Genomic DNA, 16,622 nt, shown 5'->3' with positions numbered 1-16,622 from the left:
CAGTTTGGTGACCTGCTCGAATGAGGGCCTCGCCGTATCGCCCCAGACCTGATAGATCTCATCGCGAGCGGAGGCGACGACATCTGGCCGCGTCGAGAGGTGGTGCAATGCGAAAGACAGTGCACCCGAGGTTGTTTCGTGGCCAGCGATCAGAAAGGTGATCAACTGGTAGCGGATGTTGGCCTCGTCCAGGACCGGGTTGCCGTCGGCTCCGGGCCGGAGCATCAGTGCCAGCAGGTCGTCGTTGTTTTCGTGTGATCGGCGGCGGTCGGCGATGATCTCGTCCACGATCCGCGCCAGGTGATCACCGTGACGGCGGACGTGCCGGACCCCTGCCTTGGCCATCCAATTCGGCAGCCACGAATGCCGCAGGAACGACTCGATCGAACTGCCGCGCAGTACACCGATCATGTGCCGGACGAAGGGGTGCTGACGGGTTTCGCCGAAGCTGCCGAAGCTGTAGCCGGCCGCCGAGCGGCCGATCGTCTCCAATGCCACCCGGGTCATGTCTGCCGGGACGTCGACGGCCTCACCGACCAGGTGATCCCATTTCGCGGTGAGCTCGGCGGCCACATCGAGCATCACCGGATGGTAGGTCCGCATTGCCTGCTGGCTGAACGCCGGGATCAGGAGTTGGTGTGCCGCTCGCCAGTTGGGGCTGTCGTTCTCGGCCGTGAACAGCCCATCACCGGCGGCCGGGATGAGTCCGGTGAGTTCTGGGCCGAGGTGTTTTGCGAATCGCCTCTCGTCGTTCAACTCGGCGACGACATCTGCCCCGACGGCGTGGACGTAGCGGGCCCCCAGGGTGGTGGTCTCGAAGAGTGGTCCAACCCGCGGCGCGATGTCGACGAGTGCCTGCATCGGTGCTCGCAGGTTCATCGTGACCGTGTCGCCGAGTAGTGGCAGCCGGCCCGGTGGATGTGGCAGCGTCATCCCGTTCCCCCTTAGTAGACATATGTGTACTAACGAGCGTGCGCTACTATTCAACACGTGTCAAGTAAGGATGCCGGAGTTCCCCGGCGCAGGTTGGCGCCCGAGGTGCGCCGGGCCGAGATCGTTCGGGCGGGCACGCGCCTCTTCGGGGAGAACTCCTACGATTCGGTGCGCATGGATGACGTTGCCGAGGCCGCGGGTGTCTCCCGGGCATTGATGTACCGGTACTTTCCCGACAAACGCTCATTGTTTGTGGCCGTTGTCAATTGGCTGTCCGACAAGATGTTGGAGCGGACGGAGGCCGCCATCGATCCGGCCGCGACAGCGTTCGCGCAGATTCGCGTCGGTGTGCTCGGCTATCTGGATCAGTATGAGAATCATCCGCACGCCGCCGACGCAATCCTGGTGGGTATCGGCAGTACCGAGCCTGCGCTGATCGACCGCGACCACCGTGACCACGAGTATCTGAGCAATCTAATGGTCGGTCGACTTCGCGAGATGATGGATTCCGAACTCCCGTCGCGCGCTGAAGCACTCATGCCGGTGATCGTCAGTGCCTGGCTGGCCTTCACGCAGGAGTTCATGCGCCAGTGGGTACTCGACCGCACCATCGACCGCGACGAAGTGGCCGACCGGTGCGCTCACGCACTCCTGGATGCATTCGTTCGGTTACCCGGGATGCCGTTAGAGGCCGTCAAACTCTTGGATGAGCGGCGCGCCTGAACGCAGTCAGTCGGCGTCGACCGACTTCCTGTTCACCTCCAGCGTGCGGGCCCGAAGTCGTTTGTAGCCACGAACACTCAGTGGGCCGATCGATTTGAAGAAGAACCGGTCGTCGTCGACCGCGGAGGCCAACACGCTGTCGACGAGGATGGTGCCGGGCCGTGCCGAACTCGTGAGACGGGATGCGATGTTGACGGGCTCGCCGAAGACGTCTCCCAGGCGGGTGAGCACAGTTCCCAGTGCCATCCCGACGCGCAACGGCGGCAGATCATATTCTTTCGAAAGCCGTTGCAGTGCAATGCCGATCTCGGCGCCGGCGATCGGGTCTTCCGCCTCGAACATGACCGCATCGCCGAGAGTTTTCACCACGCGACCTCCGCGGGTGTTGATCACGTCGTAGGCGTTGGTCTCGAAACGCTCGAGCAGATCGTCGAGTTCGTTCATGTCGATCTGGCGAGACAGGCTCGTGTAACCGACGATGTCGACGAAACCTATTGTGAGAGTGCGGTCGACGCCGTCAGTGGTGGCAAGCGCGTTCTGCAGCGCGGAGGCCAGGTGACGTCGCCAGACGAGTGTTTGGACGCGCTGTACCGCCTTGACCATGGTGGCGAGGTCGACGCTCTCGGTGCCTGTCTCGGCGTCGGACCGGATCCGTTCGGCCATGTTGTGGGCCTCCCAGTCGGTCAGGCGTGAAATCGTCTGGCCGAGGGTGCGTGCCATGGCCGCCTCGAACTCCATTGATCGGTTCGCGTCGAGGGCATGGACGAGTTGCAGCGCCTGCACATCATCGGCGGTGAACAATTTTGTGTTGGTGTTGTCCATGGTGAAGCCGAACGCCGACCACACCCGCCGCGCGTGTTCTTCCGAGATGTTCAGCGCGGCGGACACGTCTTCCAGCGTGAAAAGGCGCTCACCGCCCAGGAGTTGCGATTCGATCGCTTCGGCGGTGATCCCCGGGCGGCCGGCGGTCTCCGGTGGGGTGGTCATGATGCGGAGCGGACCGCAGACGCGGATACCTGGGGAAGACCGAGGACGCCTTTCATCAGATAGGCCAGCAGCGCGGGCATCTCAGGGCGATTCCAGTTCCGGCGCAATCGCATCGCGTCGTTGGCAATTGTCAGTGCTGCGTGCACGGTCACTGCGGCCTCCGGGTTGGGCAGGTCGGCCTCGATCTGTTCGACCAGGTGGACCCAGCGTGCCACGTATCGGCGCTGATAGGTGATGAGATCGCCATTGTCGAAGCCCTCGAGCACACTGCGGCTGTTGAAGGAGACCGACAGATCCGGTGTGGTGGTGAGGACCTGAACGTAGGAGTCGATCAGCAGGCCGAGCAGTGTGGTCGGATCCTGCGCGATCGAATAGGCGGCGATCGCGCTCGCCTCGAGCCGATTGGCGCTGCGTTGGCTGATCCCGATCAGGATGGCCTGCTTGCTCGGAAAGTGGTTGTAGACACTGGGCCCGGAGATCCCGACGGCCTCACCGATCTCGTCGACGCCGACCGTGGCGAACCCACGCCGCTGGAAGAGGGTGGCTGCGGCGTCGAGTATCTCGTCGCGCCGTCCGGCCGGCTCGGCAAGTGCGCGGGACAGGGGATCGATGGGCGCGGCAAGGCCCGGACTCAATTCGACAACCCGGCGGACCAGGACAACCAATCTGGCCACGGCGCGCGATGTCGAGATGCGCGTCCGGTGCACCGACACGCTGCCGTTCACACTCAGGATGGTCCAGGCGAGTTGGCTGATGTCACGGGACGGCAGTTCGGTTCGATGCGCGAAGACCGCGCCTGACCACCGGTTCAGCACCTTGTGGGTGCGCCTGGCGACCTCGTCGTTCTGCTCCGGCGAGAGGTGTGCCGACGACCATCGCCACAACGCGGCCGCGTTCGGGTTGGTGACCCCGAGGGCACACAGCTTCTCGATCGCCTTGTCGATCGGGACCTCGCCGTCGGCGGCGGGGGACAGCGCGGTGTCGGTACAGATCTCGATTTCTTCGACGCCGGCCATCACCGCGGCGAACAGGATCGCCTGCTTGTCGGCGAAATGTCGGTAGATCGACGGCCCGGTCACCCCGGCCGCCTTTGCGATGTCGGTGACCGAGACATGGTCGTATCCGCGCGCGAGGAACAGCTCGGCGGCGCGGTCGACCAGCTGGCGTTTGCGGTCGGCGGGACGGCGGGTACGACTTGCGGTCCGGCCGGATCCGACATCGGGCTTGGGAGACATTGTGAATCAACCCTAGCGCATGGATTGACGTTGAATGCGCATTTGTCCTCGGGGTATGGTCAAATAAGTTACAGCGCGTTAGCCTTGTCCCTGTTAGCGGCGGGCGCGACGAACAGCGCAGTTCATCTGAAAGGAAACCCAGCGTGACTGATGCATACATCTACGAGGCCATTCGTACGCCTCGTGGCAAGCAACGGAAGGGCTCGCTGAACAGCGTCAAGCCCGTCGACCTCGTTGTCGGCCTGATCAACGAACTCAAGGTTCGCTTCCCCGACATGGATCCCGCCGACATCAACGATGTGGTCCTGGGCATCGTGTCGCCGGTCGGCGAGCAGGGCGCGGTCCTGCCCCGTACCGCGGCTCTGGTCGCCGGACTTCCCGAGACGGTCGCAGGCACCCAGGTGAACCGCTTCTGCGCCTCGGGCCTGGAAGCCACCAACCTCGCGGCGCAGAAGGTCGCCTCGGGCTGGGATGACCTGGTCATCGCCGGCGGTGTCGAATCGATGTCCCGCGTGCCGATGGGCAGCGACGGTGGCGCGATGTTCACCGACCCGACAACGGTCTACGACCTGTACATCGCTCCGCAGGGCATCGGTGCCGACCTGATCGCCACCATCGAGGGCTTCTCCCGCGAAGACGTCGACGGCTACGCCGCCGAGTCGCAGCGTCGCGCAGAGGCTGCCTGGACGGCCGGTTACTTCGCCAAGTCCGTCGTGCCGGTCAAGGACATCAACGGCGTCACCGTGCTCGACAACGACGAGCACCGTCGCCCCGGCAGCACGGTCGAGAGCCTGGGCAAGCTGAAGTCGGCGTTCGAGGGCCTGGCCGCCATGGCCGGTTTCGACGACGTCGCACGCCAGAAGTACGTGAACGTGGAGAAGATCGATCACGTCCACACCGGCGGCAACTCGTCGGGCATCGTCGACGGTTCTGCGCTGGTCCTGGTCGGCAGTGAAGCCGCAGGCAAGAAGGCCGGCATGGTGCCGCGCGCACGCGTCGTCGCCACCGCACAGACCGGCAGCGATCCCACGATCATGCTCACCGGCCCCACACCGGCCACCGAGCTGGCGCTCAAGCGTGCCGGACTGACTGTCGACGACATCGACGTCTTCGAGCTCAACGAAGCCTTCGCGTCGGTTGTCATGAAGTGGATGAAGGACCTCAAGATCCCGCACGAGAAGGTCAACGTCAACGGCGGCGCAATCGCCATGGGTCACCCCCTCGGTGCCACCGGCGCGATGATCCTGGGTACCTGCCTCGACGAGCTCGAGCGCACCGGCGGCCGCTACGGCCTGGTCACGCTGTGCATCGGCGGCGGCATGGGCATCGCGACCATCATCGAGCGTCTGTAGAAGCGGTCGGCTCCGCCACCGCAGGTATCTTCCAACCTTCACGAAAGAAACTTCAAAAGATATGACTGACAACATGATTCGCTGGGAGCAGGACAGCGACGGCGTCGTTGTGCTCACCATGGACGACCCGAACCAGGGCGCCAACACCATGAACGACCTCTACACCACTTCGATGGCTGCGACGGTCGACCGGCTCGAGGCCGAAAAAGACGGCATCACCGGTGTCATCATCACCTCGGCGAAGAAGACCTTCTTCGCCGGTGGCGATCTCAAGGACATGACCTCGGACCGCAGCGGCATCGACAAGGTCGAGCTGGCAACCCAGATCAGCAACCACACCAACGGACTCAAGGCTGTTCTGCGTCGTCTCGAGACCCTGGGCAAGCCGGTTGTCGCGGCCATCAACGGTGCCGCACTCGGCGGTGGCCTCGAGATCGCGCTGCACACCCACTACCGCATCGCAGCCGACGTGAAGGGCACCCAGATCGGTCTGCCCGAGGTCACACTCGGTCTGCTCCCCGGTGGCGGTGGCGTCACCCGTACCGTGCGTCTGCTCGGTATCCAGAACGCCCTCATGAACGTCCTGCTGCAGGGCAACCGCTTCAACCCGACCAAGGCCAAGGATGCCGGTCTGGTCGACGAGGTCGTCTCCTCCGTCGACGAGCTGCTCCCTGCCGCCAAGGCCTGGATCGCCGCCAATCCCGAAGCTGCACAGGCCTGGGACAAGAAGGGATACAAGATCCCCGGTGGCGCACCGACGAGCCCGGCCATGGCGCAGATGCTGCCGGCCATCCCGTCGCTGCTCCGTCAGCAGCTCAAGGGCGCCCCGATGCCCGCACCGCGGGCCATCATGGCCGCCGCCGTCGAAGGGGCGTACGTCGACGTCGACAACGCTGACCTCATCGAGACCCGCTACTTCGTCTCGCTGGTCACCGGCCAGGTCGCGCAGAACATGATCAAGGCCTTCTTCTTCGATCTCAACTACATCAACGGTGGCGGATCGCGCCCCGAGGGATACGAGAAGTTCACCGCCAAGAAGGTCGGCGTGATCGGTGCCGGAATGATGGGCGCCGCAATCGCTTACGTCTCGGCGAAGGCCGGCATCGAGGTCGTCCTGAAGGACATCAGCATCGAAGCCGCCGAAAAGGGCAAGGCGTATTCGGTCAAGCTCGAAGAGAAGGCGCTCTCGCGTGGCAAGACCACCAAGGAGAAGTCCGACGCACTGCTGGCGCGGATCACCCCGACGGTGGATGCGGCCGACTTCAAGGGTGTCGACCTGGTGATCGAGGCCGCGTTCGAGTCCGTCGAGGTCAAGAAGCAGGTCTTCGGCGAGATCGAGGACATCGTCGAACCCGACGCGGTGCTCGGCTCGAACACCTCGACGCTGCCGATCACCATCCTGGCCGAGGGCGTGAAGCGGTCCGAGGACTTCATCGGAATCCACTTCTTCTCGCCCGTCGACAAGATGCCGCTGGTGGAGATCATCAAGGGCGCCAAGACCTCTGACGCGGTCCTGGCCAAGGTCATCGATTACACCCTGCAGATCCGCAAGACCCCGATCGTGGTCAACGACAGCCGCGGCTTCTTCACCTCGCGGGTCATCGGCACCTTCGTCAACGAGGCCATCGCGGCCGTCGGCGAGGGCATCGAGCCGGCGTTCATCGAGCAGGCCGGTTCGCAGGCCGGATACCCGGCCCCGCCGCTGCAGTTGATGGACGAGCTGACCCTCACGCTGCCGCAGAAGATCCGCAAGGAGACCGAGAAGGCGCTCGCCGACGAGGGCAGGCCGGTCCCCGAGCACGGCTCCTCCGCCGTGGTGGACAAGATGGTCGACGAACTGGGTCGCCCGGGCCGCTCCGGCGGCAAGGGCTTCTACGAGTACGACGAAGCCGGCAAGCGCGTGCGCATCTGGCCGGGCCTGCGGGAATCGTTCAAGTCGGGGTCGACGTCGATTCCGTTCGAGGACATGAAAGAGCGCATGCTCTTCGCCGAGGCCCTCGAGACCGTCAAGTGCTTCGACGAAGGTGTCCTGACGTCCGTACCCGACGCCAACATCGGCTCGATCTTCGGAATCGGCTTCCCCGCGTGGACCGGTGGTGTCATCCAGTACATCAACGGGTACGAGGGTGGGCTGCAGGGCTTCGTCGATCGCGCCCGTGATCTGGCGAGCAAGTACGGCAGCCACTTCGAGCCGCCGCAGTCGCTGGTCGACAAAGCTGCACAAGGTGAGAAGTACTGAACAGCTAGCTGATTCGGTTCGCTGACATCGAGCCGCGGCCCGGGTTCTCCGAATGGGGAACCCGGGCCGCGGTTTTCGTTCTCAGCTCGACAGTTGGCGCACCGGGGTCAGCGCCGGACGTTTCGCACTGCGCCCGTCGCCCGTCGACACCCCGCGCATCCTGCGGACCAGCCACGGCAGAAGGAACGCGCGAGCCCACTGTGCCTCGCGGATAGACCTCTGCGCCAACGTCATCGGGGCCAGCGGATCGAGGGGCCGGCCCCAGTTGGGGTCACTCCCGGGTAGTCCGAGTGCGTGTGCGGCGCCGGCCGCGAACCGCTCATGGCCGAATGGTGACGCGTGCAGTCGGTCGATCGACCACGCGCGCGTGTCGACCAGCACCGGCGCGGCGTGGAGGTCGACCAGTACGAAGCCGTACGTGGCCGAGAACTCACGCATCATGTCGTTCAGCGCGAGCAGTCGCGGCTCGAGGCGTTTGGCGATCGGCACGGTCTCGGCCATGTTCGGGTAGGTCGAGATGATGACCGTCGCAGAGGTCGCGGCCAGCTGCGAATAGATGTGGTCGAGATCGCGCCGGACGTCGTCAGGCGGTGAGCCGGCGAGCACGTCGTTCATCCCGAGCGGCGCCGCGATCAGGTCCGGGGACAACGCGATCGCGGGTTGGAGCTGGGTGTCACGGATCTGCCGGGTCCGGCGACCCCGGACCGCGAGGTTCGCGTAGTGGAGTTCGGGATTGATCACCGACAGCTCTTCGGAGAGCCGGTCGGCCCATCCGCGGTGCCCGATGACGTCGTCGCCGTCGCCGATACCTTCGGTCTGACTGTCTCCGATGGCAACAAAACGTGAGAAGTGCACCCAGAGATTGTAGTGCCCTTGGCGAGCGCTACACCCGCGGCGCCAGCGCCTTGCCGGTGAGCCCGTACTCGAGGCGGGTGGTGTCGTCAGGTGTGCTGTGCAGGACGGTGACCAGGGTGTCCCGGTGCGGTGGGAGTATGCGGACGGTGAGCGTCCCGGCATCTGCCCGGTCGAGGGCACCGGCGACGGCCCGGAAGATCTCGGCGCAGACGGCAGGGGATGCGGCATCCATGCCGTGGTCGTCGAGCAGCACCACATCGACACCACGCGTGCGTGCCTGCCGGGCGGCCTCCGCGATGCGGGGGGTGTCGAGCGCAGGGGCGCGCAGCGAGTCGCGGAGGCGGGCCTCGATGAGTTTGGCCCGCAGCCGGACATCCGGGGTGAGCGGATGGGGCTGCGCCAGCTGTTCGAGCAGTGGGCGGGCTAGTTCGTCGAGTTCTGCGAGCCGGGCATCGCGTTCTTCGAGGATGGCGGCGCCGGCTGCCTCGGCCGCGACCCGCAGCGTCCGCTGCCTCCGGAGTTCGAAGATGCTGCGGGCCGCCGGCCGGATCGTCCAGGCGAAGAACGTGGCCATCAGCAGGGGCGCGAGATTGATGACGGAGATCGAGAGCCCGTAGAAAGCGCCTTCTCCGCCGGCAGCGGTCCACACCATGCAACTCGCCAGCATCGTGAGCATCCCGATCCACGCCCACGCGGTGCGCCCGCGGACGCACATGTAGGCGTAGATCGCCGTTGCCGCCCCCAACGTCCACAGCGGCAGGTGCCCTTCGAGTGGAAGGGGTGTCCTCACGAAATTGAGGTTGATCGCAACCGGTCCGACGACGGTGAGCCCCAGGGTCGCCGACAGCGGAAGGGGGTCGCCGGGGACCAGGATCAGCGCCACCGCGCCGATGCTGACCACGATCCAGGCCGCGAACTCGTACCAGAAGCCACCCGGAGGTGAATCTGTCCAGCTGACAACGGCAAACGTCACGACATACGCGAACACGAGGATCTGCGCGGCAACGGTGTGGAGCCCGAGCAGTGAACCGGCGTCCTGGATTTCGTGGGGATCGTCCGATGCGGTCGATGGGGTGGTCATCGGGCCTCCCATCCGAGGTACACGCGAGTCCCGGAACCGGGCCGGGTGTCGACGTGGGCGCTGCCGCCGGGAAGGTTGCTCAACCGTCCGACGATGCTCACCGCGATACCGAGACGATGCGGGGCGACCGAGGCGGGATCGAACCCTGCACCGTCGTCGGCCACCACAACGCCCAATCCGGTCTCGGTGAGGTTGGCGTCCACGGTGCGCGTGGTGTTCGGCCCGGCATGGAGCCTGCTGTTGCGCAACGCCTCTGACAATGCCGACCCCATCGTTCGGATCACGTCTGCGGGTATGTCCGCCGTTTTGTGATCACGTTCCTGCAAGACGCGGAACATGGCGGTGTCGTCGGCTTCGACGGATGCTGCACGTAGGTGGTTGATCGCCTCGGTGGCCGAGAACTGCTGATCGGGAACGGCTTCGGCGCGAATGTTGTCGAGTTCGGCGAGCGCGGTGGTGGCCATCGCGCCCACGACCTCCTTCGGCTGACCGCGGGAGGCGATCAAGAACGTCGACAGCACGCTGTCGTGGATCAGTGCGTCGAACCGTTCACGTTCGACGGTGCGCGCATGCCCGGCCGCGGCCACCGCTGCGGCGGCATATGTTGTCTCGGTGGTGGAATCGAGTAGGCGCCCGGTTCGCATCGCCATCACCCCGCCGCCCACGAACAGGGTGCAGAACATGATCGCGAACATGATCTCGGGGGCGAGCAAGCCCACGTCGGTCTCGCCTCTCGCCACGAAGTTGATCACCTGGACCGCGACGCAGCCGATCACCAGATGTCCGAACACGTACACGGTCGGCCACACGATCACCGCGGCGATGCTGGCCACCCCGGGAAAGAAGGCCAGCCAGACCCCGTCGTCATCGCCGATGTCCGGACCGTTCCACGCCAGCGGCCAGCTCGCGGCCGCGACCAGGAACAGGGCGGCGGCGACACCGCTGGTGACCCGCATCGGCGTGGGATCGGATCTGAACGAGAGCGCGCCGGGGAGCAGTCCAGAACCGAAGACCAGCGCCACCGTGACGGGTGTCCACCACGAATCCATCCGCGGGGCAAGCATGTTGATGGAGGGCAGCAGGATGGCCAGGTACGCGAGATAGCCGACGCTGATGAACCGCGCGAACATCCGCGTGAGGCGAAGGGTGTTCTCGCCACCGCCGAGATCGCCTGGGCACAACAGCTTTCGGAACTCCATCAGGCCTCCGGTGCCTCTGGCATCGGGAGCAGCCCGTCTTCGACGGCGCGTTTGTACAGCTCGATCTTGGTTCCGGCCGGGCGTCCGGCGTCGGCATACTTGGCCCGGATGCGTGCGAGGTAGTCGTTGACCGTGTGCGGTGTCAGGCCGGTCAGCCGGGCAACCCGATCGGCCTTTTCCCCTGACGCGTACAGGCTCAGGACGTCGCGCTGACGAGGACTCAGGCCGACATCGGGGAGTCCCGGGTCGCCGTCGATCGCGGCCGCCCACTCGGTGGTCACCACCTGGCGTCCTTCGGCGGCGGCGGCGATCGCCGCGACCACCACCTCGGTGCGCTCGGTTTTCCGAACCACACCCAGCACACCCGCTTTCGCCGCCAGCCGAACGAGGTAGGGGTTCTCGGCGCCGGTGAACACCAGCGCCTGTAGTCCGGCGGCACGGAGTTCGTCGACATTGGAGGTCGGCGACGATCCGTCCGACAGGCGCAGGTCGAGCAGCACCAGATCCAATTCGACGCGCAATCCGAGGAGTTCGGTGACGGTCGGGGTTGCCGCCGCCACGACCAATCCGGGATGGTCGGCCAACATCGCCTTCAGGCCCAATACAACCGACGAGTGGTCTTCCACCACACCTATCCGTTTTGCACCCACGCCACTCCGCTTTTCTTCCCGGCAGTTCTCCCCGGCGAAGGCCACTCCTTCGACGCCGAAAGGCCGGGCCGCAGCAGGAGATTGCCGGGCGCCGACCGATCTCGTCAAAATATAGACGCCAAGGCGGACATGAGTATCAGTCAGTGCGTTGCGTGACCGTTTCGATTCATCCGGAGCCGGCCTCGCTCGTCGGTTTGTGATTCGCAAAGCGAAGGATCTGATCGTCGGGCTCCCGGCCTCTGACCTTGGCATTCTATGCACATTGCCGCCGGTTGCGGGGCGAAATGGAGCGGCGGAATTGAGTCCGAACTGTACCTTGACACGGCTGTAAGGCAGGGGCTACTTTTCGAGTGGCCCAGATCACACCCGGATTGGGCACGGCGGATGGCAAGAACGCTATTCGGTTGTAACCCCGTGTAACTCGGAGGGCCTGGCCGGATCAGTTTGCGTCTGGAGACACCGTTCTCAGCCCGTGCTGAGCGACGCTGTCGGCGCAAGTCCATCGCGACCACACGCCGCCGGGAAAGGCATTGAAATGCGTAAGAGAACCGGCCGGATAGCGGCTGCATTTGTCGCAGCGGTGTGTGTCTTTTCCGTCGTCTCCTGTAGCGACGACAGCGATTCCGGCAGTGACAGCAGTGCCGCTCCTTCGGAGAGCGGCACCAAGGCGACAGGTGCGCCGATCAAGGTCGGCTTCCTGAACCCTTCCAACGGGCCGATCACCCAGCCGGGTGTCGAGACCGGGCAGAAGGCGGCGGTCAACTACATCAACAACTCGATCGGCGGCGTCGCCGGACGTCCAATCGAGGTCGTCAACTGCGCTGTCGACGTGACAGCTCCCGAATCGACCATCGGTTGTGCCAACCAGCTCGTGCAGGCGGGCGTGGTCGCGGTCATCGACGGATTCGACGCCGCTTCCAGTGCGGCTCTGCCCATTCTGCAGTCGGCCGGCATCCCGCTGGTCGGACAGATTCCGTTCGACTCCGTGACCGGTGCCTCGCCGGAGAACCGGGTGTACTTCGGACCGCCGCAGGCCTCGTTCCTCATCGGCGTGATGCAGTCCCTCAAGCAGCAGGGAAAGAACTCGCTCACCCTGGCCAATGTCGACGTCGCCTCTGCGCACCAGACATTCGACCGCATCCTCAAACCGCTGGGAGCACAGCTCGGGCTCGAGGTGAACAGCGTCTACTACTCGCCGACCAATCCGAACTACACCGCATTGGCGTCGACCATCAACTCGGGTAACCCCGATGTCGGTGGCCTGATGACCTCGCAGACCGATGCCAACTGCACCAAGCTCGCCCAGTCGCTGCAGAGTGTCGGCTTCAAGAACACCATGTTCATGGCAGCGTGCACCGAGTTCATCGACACCATGGGTGCGCAGGCGGTCGGTGCCCAGACCTACTCGCCGATCTGGCTGGCACCGTCCAAGGATGCCGCCCCGGCGGAAATGCAGGAAAACCTCGACACCACAGCCGAATACGTAGAGGACGAGGGCGGTAGCGGAGGCTTCTACGCGTACGGTACCTTCGCGACCTTCGTCGACTTCGCCAGGACACTGGGCGCCGCTGCCCCGGCCGAGATCACCGGACCGACCGTGCTCGCCGCACTGAAGGCTGTCGACGGCTACCAGAGCTGGCTCGGACCGGTGCTCAGCTGTGGCAAGGCGACAAGTCCCAACTGCACCACGGAGATGTTCGTGTTCGAGGTGACCGCGGACAAGAAGACCGAACCCATCGGTGGCGGTCTGATCCAGCCGAACCCGCAGGCGCTGACCATGATTCCGGGTGCCAGCTAACAATCGACAGGCACGCATAACAACGATCCGGGGGTGTACTGCGCGACAGCCGTCGCGCGGTGCACCCCCGAATCGACCCCGGGCACTCGGCGTCGCGGTGCTCACATCTGAAGTCCACTAGGGGAATGAGGTGGCCACGGTCTCATGAGTCAATTCATTCAGTTCGTTTTCCTCGGTTTGTCTGTCGGAGCGATCTATTCGGTGTTCGCTTCGTCGCTCGTCGGCATCTACGCCGCCACCGGGGTCATCAACTTCGCGCAGGGTTCGATCGCCCTGTGGGCGGTGTATGTTGTTGCAGCACTGCGCACCGACGGCACCTTTGTACTGCCCATCGGCAAGATCTCACTCGGCAGCGAGGATGATCCGACCGCGATGCTCCCGGCGATCATCATCGGTGTCGCCACCGCGGCCATCTGGGGGCTACTGGCCCACCTCCTCATCTTCCGTCCACTGCGGCGGGCGCCGGTGCTGGCGCAGGTTGTCGCATCGGTCGGCCTGATGCTCTTCATCCAGGCGCTGGTCACGCTGCGGTTCGACACCGAATCGCTGATGGCGCTACCCGTGCTGCCCCAGAACACGTTTGAACTCGCGGGTGCGGTGATCAACGTCAGCGACCTGCTCCTGGCAGGTGCGGCGATCGTGATATCGGCGCTCTTCTGGGCGTACTTCCGGCTGACCAAACTCGGTGTCGCCACGAGGGCCGGCTCGGAGGACGAACTCGCTGCCCGGCTGGCCGGGTATTCGCCCGACCGACTCGCCGCCATCGTCTGGGTCATCACCGGCGCGGCGTCCGGATTGATCGTCGTTCTCGGCGCGTACACGATCGGACTGGACTCGGCGAGCTACACGTTCTACATCATCCCGGCATTGGCCGTGGCGCTGGTCGGTCGTCTGACGTCCTTCGGAATCGCTTGTGCGGCAGGTCTGGTCCTGGGATCATTCCAGGCGGTCATCCTCTGGGCGGGCACACTCGACTGGTGGCCCAGCTGGGCGCAGACCGGCCTGGGCGACGCCGTGCCGTTTGTGATCGTGGTGGTCGCATTGTTCCTGCTGGGCGGGAAGATCCCGTCTCGCGGCTCGCTCGGCGAAGCGAAGATGCCGGCGGTCACGATACCCCGGATCCGTCCCATCCCGGTGATCGCGGTGATCGCCGTGGTTGTCGCCGCCGTCGTGCTGACCTCCGGGAGTTGGCGTTTCGGCATCGTGACGTCGATGATCCTCTCACTCATCGCGTTGTCGCTGGTATTGCTCACCGGGTACCTCGGCCAGATCTCGCTGGCGAGTATGGCATTCGCGGGTACTGCCGGTTTTGCACTGTCGAAGGTGACCACCAACTGGGGTGTGCCGTTCCCGTTCAGCATCTTGATCTCCGCACTGATCGCGACCGCGCTCGGTGTGGTGGTCGGTGTCCCGGCGCTGCGTATCCGCGGTGCCCAGCTGGCAGTGGTGACTTTGGCTGCTGCCCTTGCGATTCAGAGCTTTGTCTTCAACAATCCGTCGCTCACTCCGTTCGAGGGCAACCTGATCGAGGATCCGACGCTGTTCGGCTGGGACCTGTCGGTTCGACAGGGCTCGGAACTGACGACGATCGAGTTCTCGATGATGGTGCTGGTGGTGGTCGGGGTGCTGACCCTGATCGTCCTGCGGTTCATGGCCGGATCCACCGGCCGGGCCTTCCTGGCCGTCCGCTCCAACGAACGCGCCGCGGCGTCGGTGGGGATCAATGTCGCGGCCACCAAACTTCTCGGCTTCGCACTCTCGGCGTTCTTGGCCGGTGTCGGTGGATGTCTGATCGGCTACAGCCGGGGACAACTGTCGGCGGGATCGTTCACGGTGGTCGTCGGGTTGGTCCTGCTGGCGATGACGTACGTCGGCGGCATCACCTCGATCTGGGGTGCATTCATCGCCGGCATCATCGGTCCGCTGGGTGTGGGTTACGTATTCCTTACCCAGACACTGGATTTCGGTCAGTACTACGAGCTCTTCGCCGCCGGTAGCCTGCTGGTGATGGCGGTCCTCAACCCGGTCGGGATCGTCGGTGCCGTCCAGGATGCCGTGGTCCACATCAAGGCCAGGTTCGGTCCATCGCCGTCGACGGAGTCCTCCCCTCCACCGCCACCGAACGACACCTCCGCACCGAAAGCGAGTTCTCATGTCGGATGAATCCACCACCTCGCTACTCCAGGCCCGGGATCTCTCGGTGCGATACGGCGGTGTGGTCGCCAACGACAGCATCACCTTGTCGGTCGAAGCCGGCGAGATCGTGGGGCTGATCGGCCCCAACGGCGCCGGGAAGACGACGTTTGTCGACGCCGTCACCGGGTTCACCAAATCGAGCGGCGAAGTCGCGTTGTCCGGCGTCCGGATCGAGAAGCAGAGTGCGCATCGCAGGCGCAGTGCCGGAATGGCTCGCACCTGGCAGGCCGGCGAACTGTTCGTCGACCTGACGGTGGCCGAAAACCTCGCCGTCGCGGTACAGCGTCCGGGGTTGAAGGCGTTGGTCACCGACGTGTTCACCGGGTCGAAACCACCCACGGACACCATCGGGGAGGCGCTGGCGATGGTCGGGCTCACCGAGGTGGCGGATCGGAGGCCTGGTGAACTCGCCCTCGGCCAGCAGAAGATGGTCGGTGTGGCCCGCGCACTCGTCGGAGGTACCCGTTTGGTTCTGCTCGACGAACCGGCGGCCGGCCTCGACACCCACGAGAGCAAGGCCTTCGGGGAGGAGCTGCGGCGCATCTCGGGCAACGGGATCGGCGTGCTGCTGATCGACCACGACATGTCCCTGGTCCTCGAGGTGTGTGATCGCCTGTACGTCCTCGACTTCGGGCGGGTCATCGCGTCCGGTAGACCCTCGGACATCCGCAACGACCCGGCGGTCATCTCGGCATACCTCGGCACCGCCGAGGTGGAGGAGACCGACATCGACCTCGACGCCACCCCCGGAGTGGGCCTGCAGAAAGGGAACATCGGATGAGCACAGTCGTTGCCACGCAGCCGGTTCTGTCCATCGAGGGGATCACCGTCGGATACGGCGGCGTGCCCGCGGTCCGCGATCTCGACGCCCGGGTCCATGCGGGCGAGATCCTGGCATTGCTCGGTCCCAACGGAGCCGGGAAGACGACCACCATGCTGGCCGCGGTCGGTGCGTTGCCGCTGATGTCGGGGACCATCACGGTCCTCGGTGAGCCGCTGGACAAGCGCGTCGAACGCAATGCCCGGCGCGGGATCACACTGGTCCCCGACAACCGCGGTGTCTTCCACAAGCTGTCGGTCTCCGACAACCTGCGGCTGGCGAACCGCAAGGGCGGTGCCGACGTCGACGTCGTCTTCGAGTATTTCCCGAAACTCAGGAGTCTGCGGAGCCGCAAGTGCGGCAACCTCTCTGGTGGTGAACAGCAGATGCTCGCGTTGGCCAAGGCCTTGTTGCCCCGCCCCAAGGTCCTGCTCATCGACGAACTCAGCCTGGGTCTGGCGCCGATCGCGGTGAAGGATCTGCTGCCCCGGCTCCGCAGCATCGCCGATGAACAGCAGATGGCGATCGTGTTGGTGGAGCAACACATCGACCTC

14 protein-coding genes are annotated in these 16,622 nt (G+C 65.0%); 7 read left to right on the top strand and 7 right to left on the bottom strand.

Annotation, left to right across the window (positions count from 1 at the left end; genetic code table 11):
- A partial coding sequence (locus VIQ49_RS06585; protein ID WP_331882266.1) for a cytochrome P450 occupies positions 1-933 on the bottom strand: 933 nt, incomplete at its 3' end.
- 57 nt (positions 934-990) lie between these two features.
- Here VIQ49_RS06585 and VIQ49_RS06580 point away from each other — a divergent pair.
- Positions 991-1,656 carry a helix-turn-helix domain-containing protein gene (locus VIQ49_RS06580; RefSeq protein WP_331882264.1) on the top strand — a complete coding sequence of 222 codons (666 nt, stop codon included), beginning with the start codon at positions 991-993 and terminating at the stop codon, positions 1,654-1,656.
- Positions 1,657-1,662: 6 nt separating this feature from the next.
- On the opposite strand, the gene VIQ49_RS06575 is transcribed toward VIQ49_RS06580, so the two are convergent.
- Together VIQ49_RS06575 and VIQ49_RS06570 are read right to left on the bottom strand one after the other, a co-directional pair.
- Positions 1,663-2,643 (bottom strand): adenylate/guanylate cyclase domain-containing protein, encoded by a 981-nt coding sequence (locus tag VIQ49_RS06575; protein WP_331882262.1) that lies wholly within the window; start codon positions 2,641-2,643, stop codon positions 1,663-1,665.
- The gene (locus tag VIQ49_RS06570) at positions 2,640-3,878 is read right to left on the bottom strand and encodes a TetR/AcrR family transcriptional regulator (RefSeq protein WP_331882260.1); all 1,239 of its coding nucleotides are present in this window, start codon (positions 3,876-3,878) and stop codon (positions 2,640-2,642) included. Before VIQ49_RS06570 ends, VIQ49_RS06575 begins: the two co-directional genes overlap by 4 nt.
- A gap of 143 nt (positions 3,879-4,021) precedes the next feature.
- Here VIQ49_RS06570 and VIQ49_RS06565 point away from each other — a divergent pair, with 143 nt between their 5' ends.
- Positions 4,022-5,230: an acetyl-CoA C-acetyltransferase gene (locus VIQ49_RS06565; protein ID WP_331882257.1), complete on the top strand. Its 1,209-nt coding sequence runs from the start codon at positions 4,022-4,024 to the stop codon at positions 5,228-5,230.
- A gap of 61 nt (positions 5,231-5,291) precedes the next feature.
- Positions 5,292-7,469: a 3-hydroxyacyl-CoA dehydrogenase NAD-binding domain-containing protein gene (locus VIQ49_RS06560; RefSeq protein ID WP_331882255.1), complete on the top strand. Its 2,178-nt coding sequence runs from the start codon at positions 5,292-5,294 to the stop codon at positions 7,467-7,469.
- 81 nt (positions 7,470-7,550) lie between these two features.
- Here VIQ49_RS06560 and VIQ49_RS06555 read toward each other — a convergent pair whose 3' ends face one another.
- The 4 genes from VIQ49_RS06555 to VIQ49_RS06540 are packed head-to-tail and all read right to left on the bottom strand — an operon-like array spanning position 7,551 to position 11,191.
- Positions 7,551-8,324, bottom strand: coding sequence for an SGNH/GDSL hydrolase family protein (locus VIQ49_RS06555; RefSeq protein WP_331882253.1), 774 nt, complete (start codon positions 8,322-8,324; stop codon positions 7,551-7,553).
- 28 nt (positions 8,325-8,352) lie between these two features.
- Positions 8,353-9,405: a hypothetical protein gene (locus VIQ49_RS06550; protein WP_331882250.1), complete on the bottom strand. Its 1,053-nt coding sequence runs from the start codon at positions 9,403-9,405 to the stop codon at positions 8,353-8,355.
- Positions 9,402-10,604, bottom strand: a complete 1,203-nt coding sequence (locus tag VIQ49_RS06545) for a sensor histidine kinase (protein WP_331882247.1) — start codon at positions 10,602-10,604, stop codon at positions 9,402-9,404. The genes VIQ49_RS06550 and VIQ49_RS06545 overlap by 4 nt, the downstream gene beginning before the upstream one ends.
- On the bottom strand, positions 10,604-11,191 hold the full coding sequence (locus VIQ49_RS06540; RefSeq protein ID WP_331882268.1) for a helix-turn-helix transcriptional regulator: 588 nt from the start codon (positions 11,189-11,191) through the stop codon (positions 10,604-10,606). Before VIQ49_RS06540 ends, VIQ49_RS06545 begins: the two co-directional genes overlap by 1 nt.
- A gap of 598 nt (positions 11,192-11,789) precedes the next feature.
- Between VIQ49_RS06540 and VIQ49_RS06535 the strand changes: the two genes are divergently transcribed.
- The 4 genes from VIQ49_RS06535 to VIQ49_RS06520 form a co-directional block, all read left to right on the top strand.
- On the top strand, positions 11,790-13,052 hold the full coding sequence (locus VIQ49_RS06535) for an ABC transporter substrate-binding protein (RefSeq protein WP_331882244.1): 1,263 nt from the start codon (positions 11,790-11,792) through the stop codon (positions 13,050-13,052).
- Positions 13,053-13,196: 144 nt separating this feature from the next.
- Positions 13,197-15,215: an ABC transporter permease gene (locus tag VIQ49_RS06530; protein ID WP_331882241.1), complete on the top strand. Its 2,019-nt coding sequence runs from the start codon at positions 13,197-13,199 to the stop codon at positions 15,213-15,215.
- Positions 15,205-16,029 carry an ABC transporter ATP-binding protein gene (locus VIQ49_RS06525; protein WP_331882239.1) on the top strand — a complete coding sequence of 275 codons (825 nt, stop codon included), beginning with the start codon at positions 15,205-15,207 and terminating at the stop codon, positions 16,027-16,029. The genes VIQ49_RS06530 and VIQ49_RS06525 overlap by 11 nt, the downstream gene beginning before the upstream one ends.
- A partial coding sequence (locus VIQ49_RS06520; RefSeq protein WP_331882236.1) for an ABC transporter ATP-binding protein occupies positions 16,026-16,622 on the top strand: 597 nt, incomplete at its 3' end. The genes VIQ49_RS06525 and VIQ49_RS06520, both read left to right, overlap by 4 nt.

This window comes from Williamsia sp., from assembly GCF_036566845.1.
Taxonomy (GTDB): Bacteria; Actinomycetota; Actinomycetes; order Mycobacteriales; family Mycobacteriaceae; genus Williamsia.
Note: the sequence above shows the minus strand (reverse complement) of the source record. Positions and strands in the feature narration are given on the sequence as shown.

What these genes read in the sequence shown, in the direction of transcription:
- VIQ49_RS06575 (WP_331882262.1), bottom strand. Translation starts at nt 2,643, where the DNA reads ATGACCACCCCACCGGAGACCGCCGGCCGCCCGGGGATCACCGCCGAA.
- VIQ49_RS06570 (WP_331882260.1), bottom strand. Translation starts at nt 3,878, where the DNA reads ATGTCTCCCAAGCCCGATGTCGGATCCGGCCGGACCGCAAGTCGTACC.
- VIQ49_RS06560 (WP_331882255.1), top strand. Translation starts at nt 5,292, where the DNA reads ATGACTGACAACATGATTCGCTGGGAGCAGGACAGCGACGGCGTCGTT.
- VIQ49_RS06550 (WP_331882250.1), bottom strand. Translation starts at nt 9,405, where the DNA reads ATGACCACCCCATCGACCGCATCGGACGATCCCCACGAAATCCAGGAC.
- VIQ49_RS06545 (WP_331882247.1), bottom strand. Translation starts at nt 10,604, where the DNA reads ATGGAGTTCCGAAAGCTGTTGTGCCCAGGCGATCTCGGCGGTGGCGAG.
- VIQ49_RS06540 (WP_331882268.1), bottom strand. Translation starts at nt 11,191, where the DNA reads ATGTTGGCCGACCATCCCGGATTGGTCGTGGCGGCGGCAACCCCGACC.
- VIQ49_RS06535 (WP_331882244.1), top strand. Translation starts at nt 11,790, where the DNA reads ATGCGTAAGAGAACCGGCCGGATAGCGGCTGCATTTGTCGCAGCGGTG.
- VIQ49_RS06530 (WP_331882241.1), top strand. Translation starts at nt 13,197, where the DNA reads ATGAGTCAATTCATTCAGTTCGTTTTCCTCGGTTTGTCTGTCGGAGCG.
- VIQ49_RS06525 (WP_331882239.1), top strand. Translation starts at nt 15,205, where the DNA reads ATGTCGGATGAATCCACCACCTCGCTACTCCAGGCCCGGGATCTCTCG.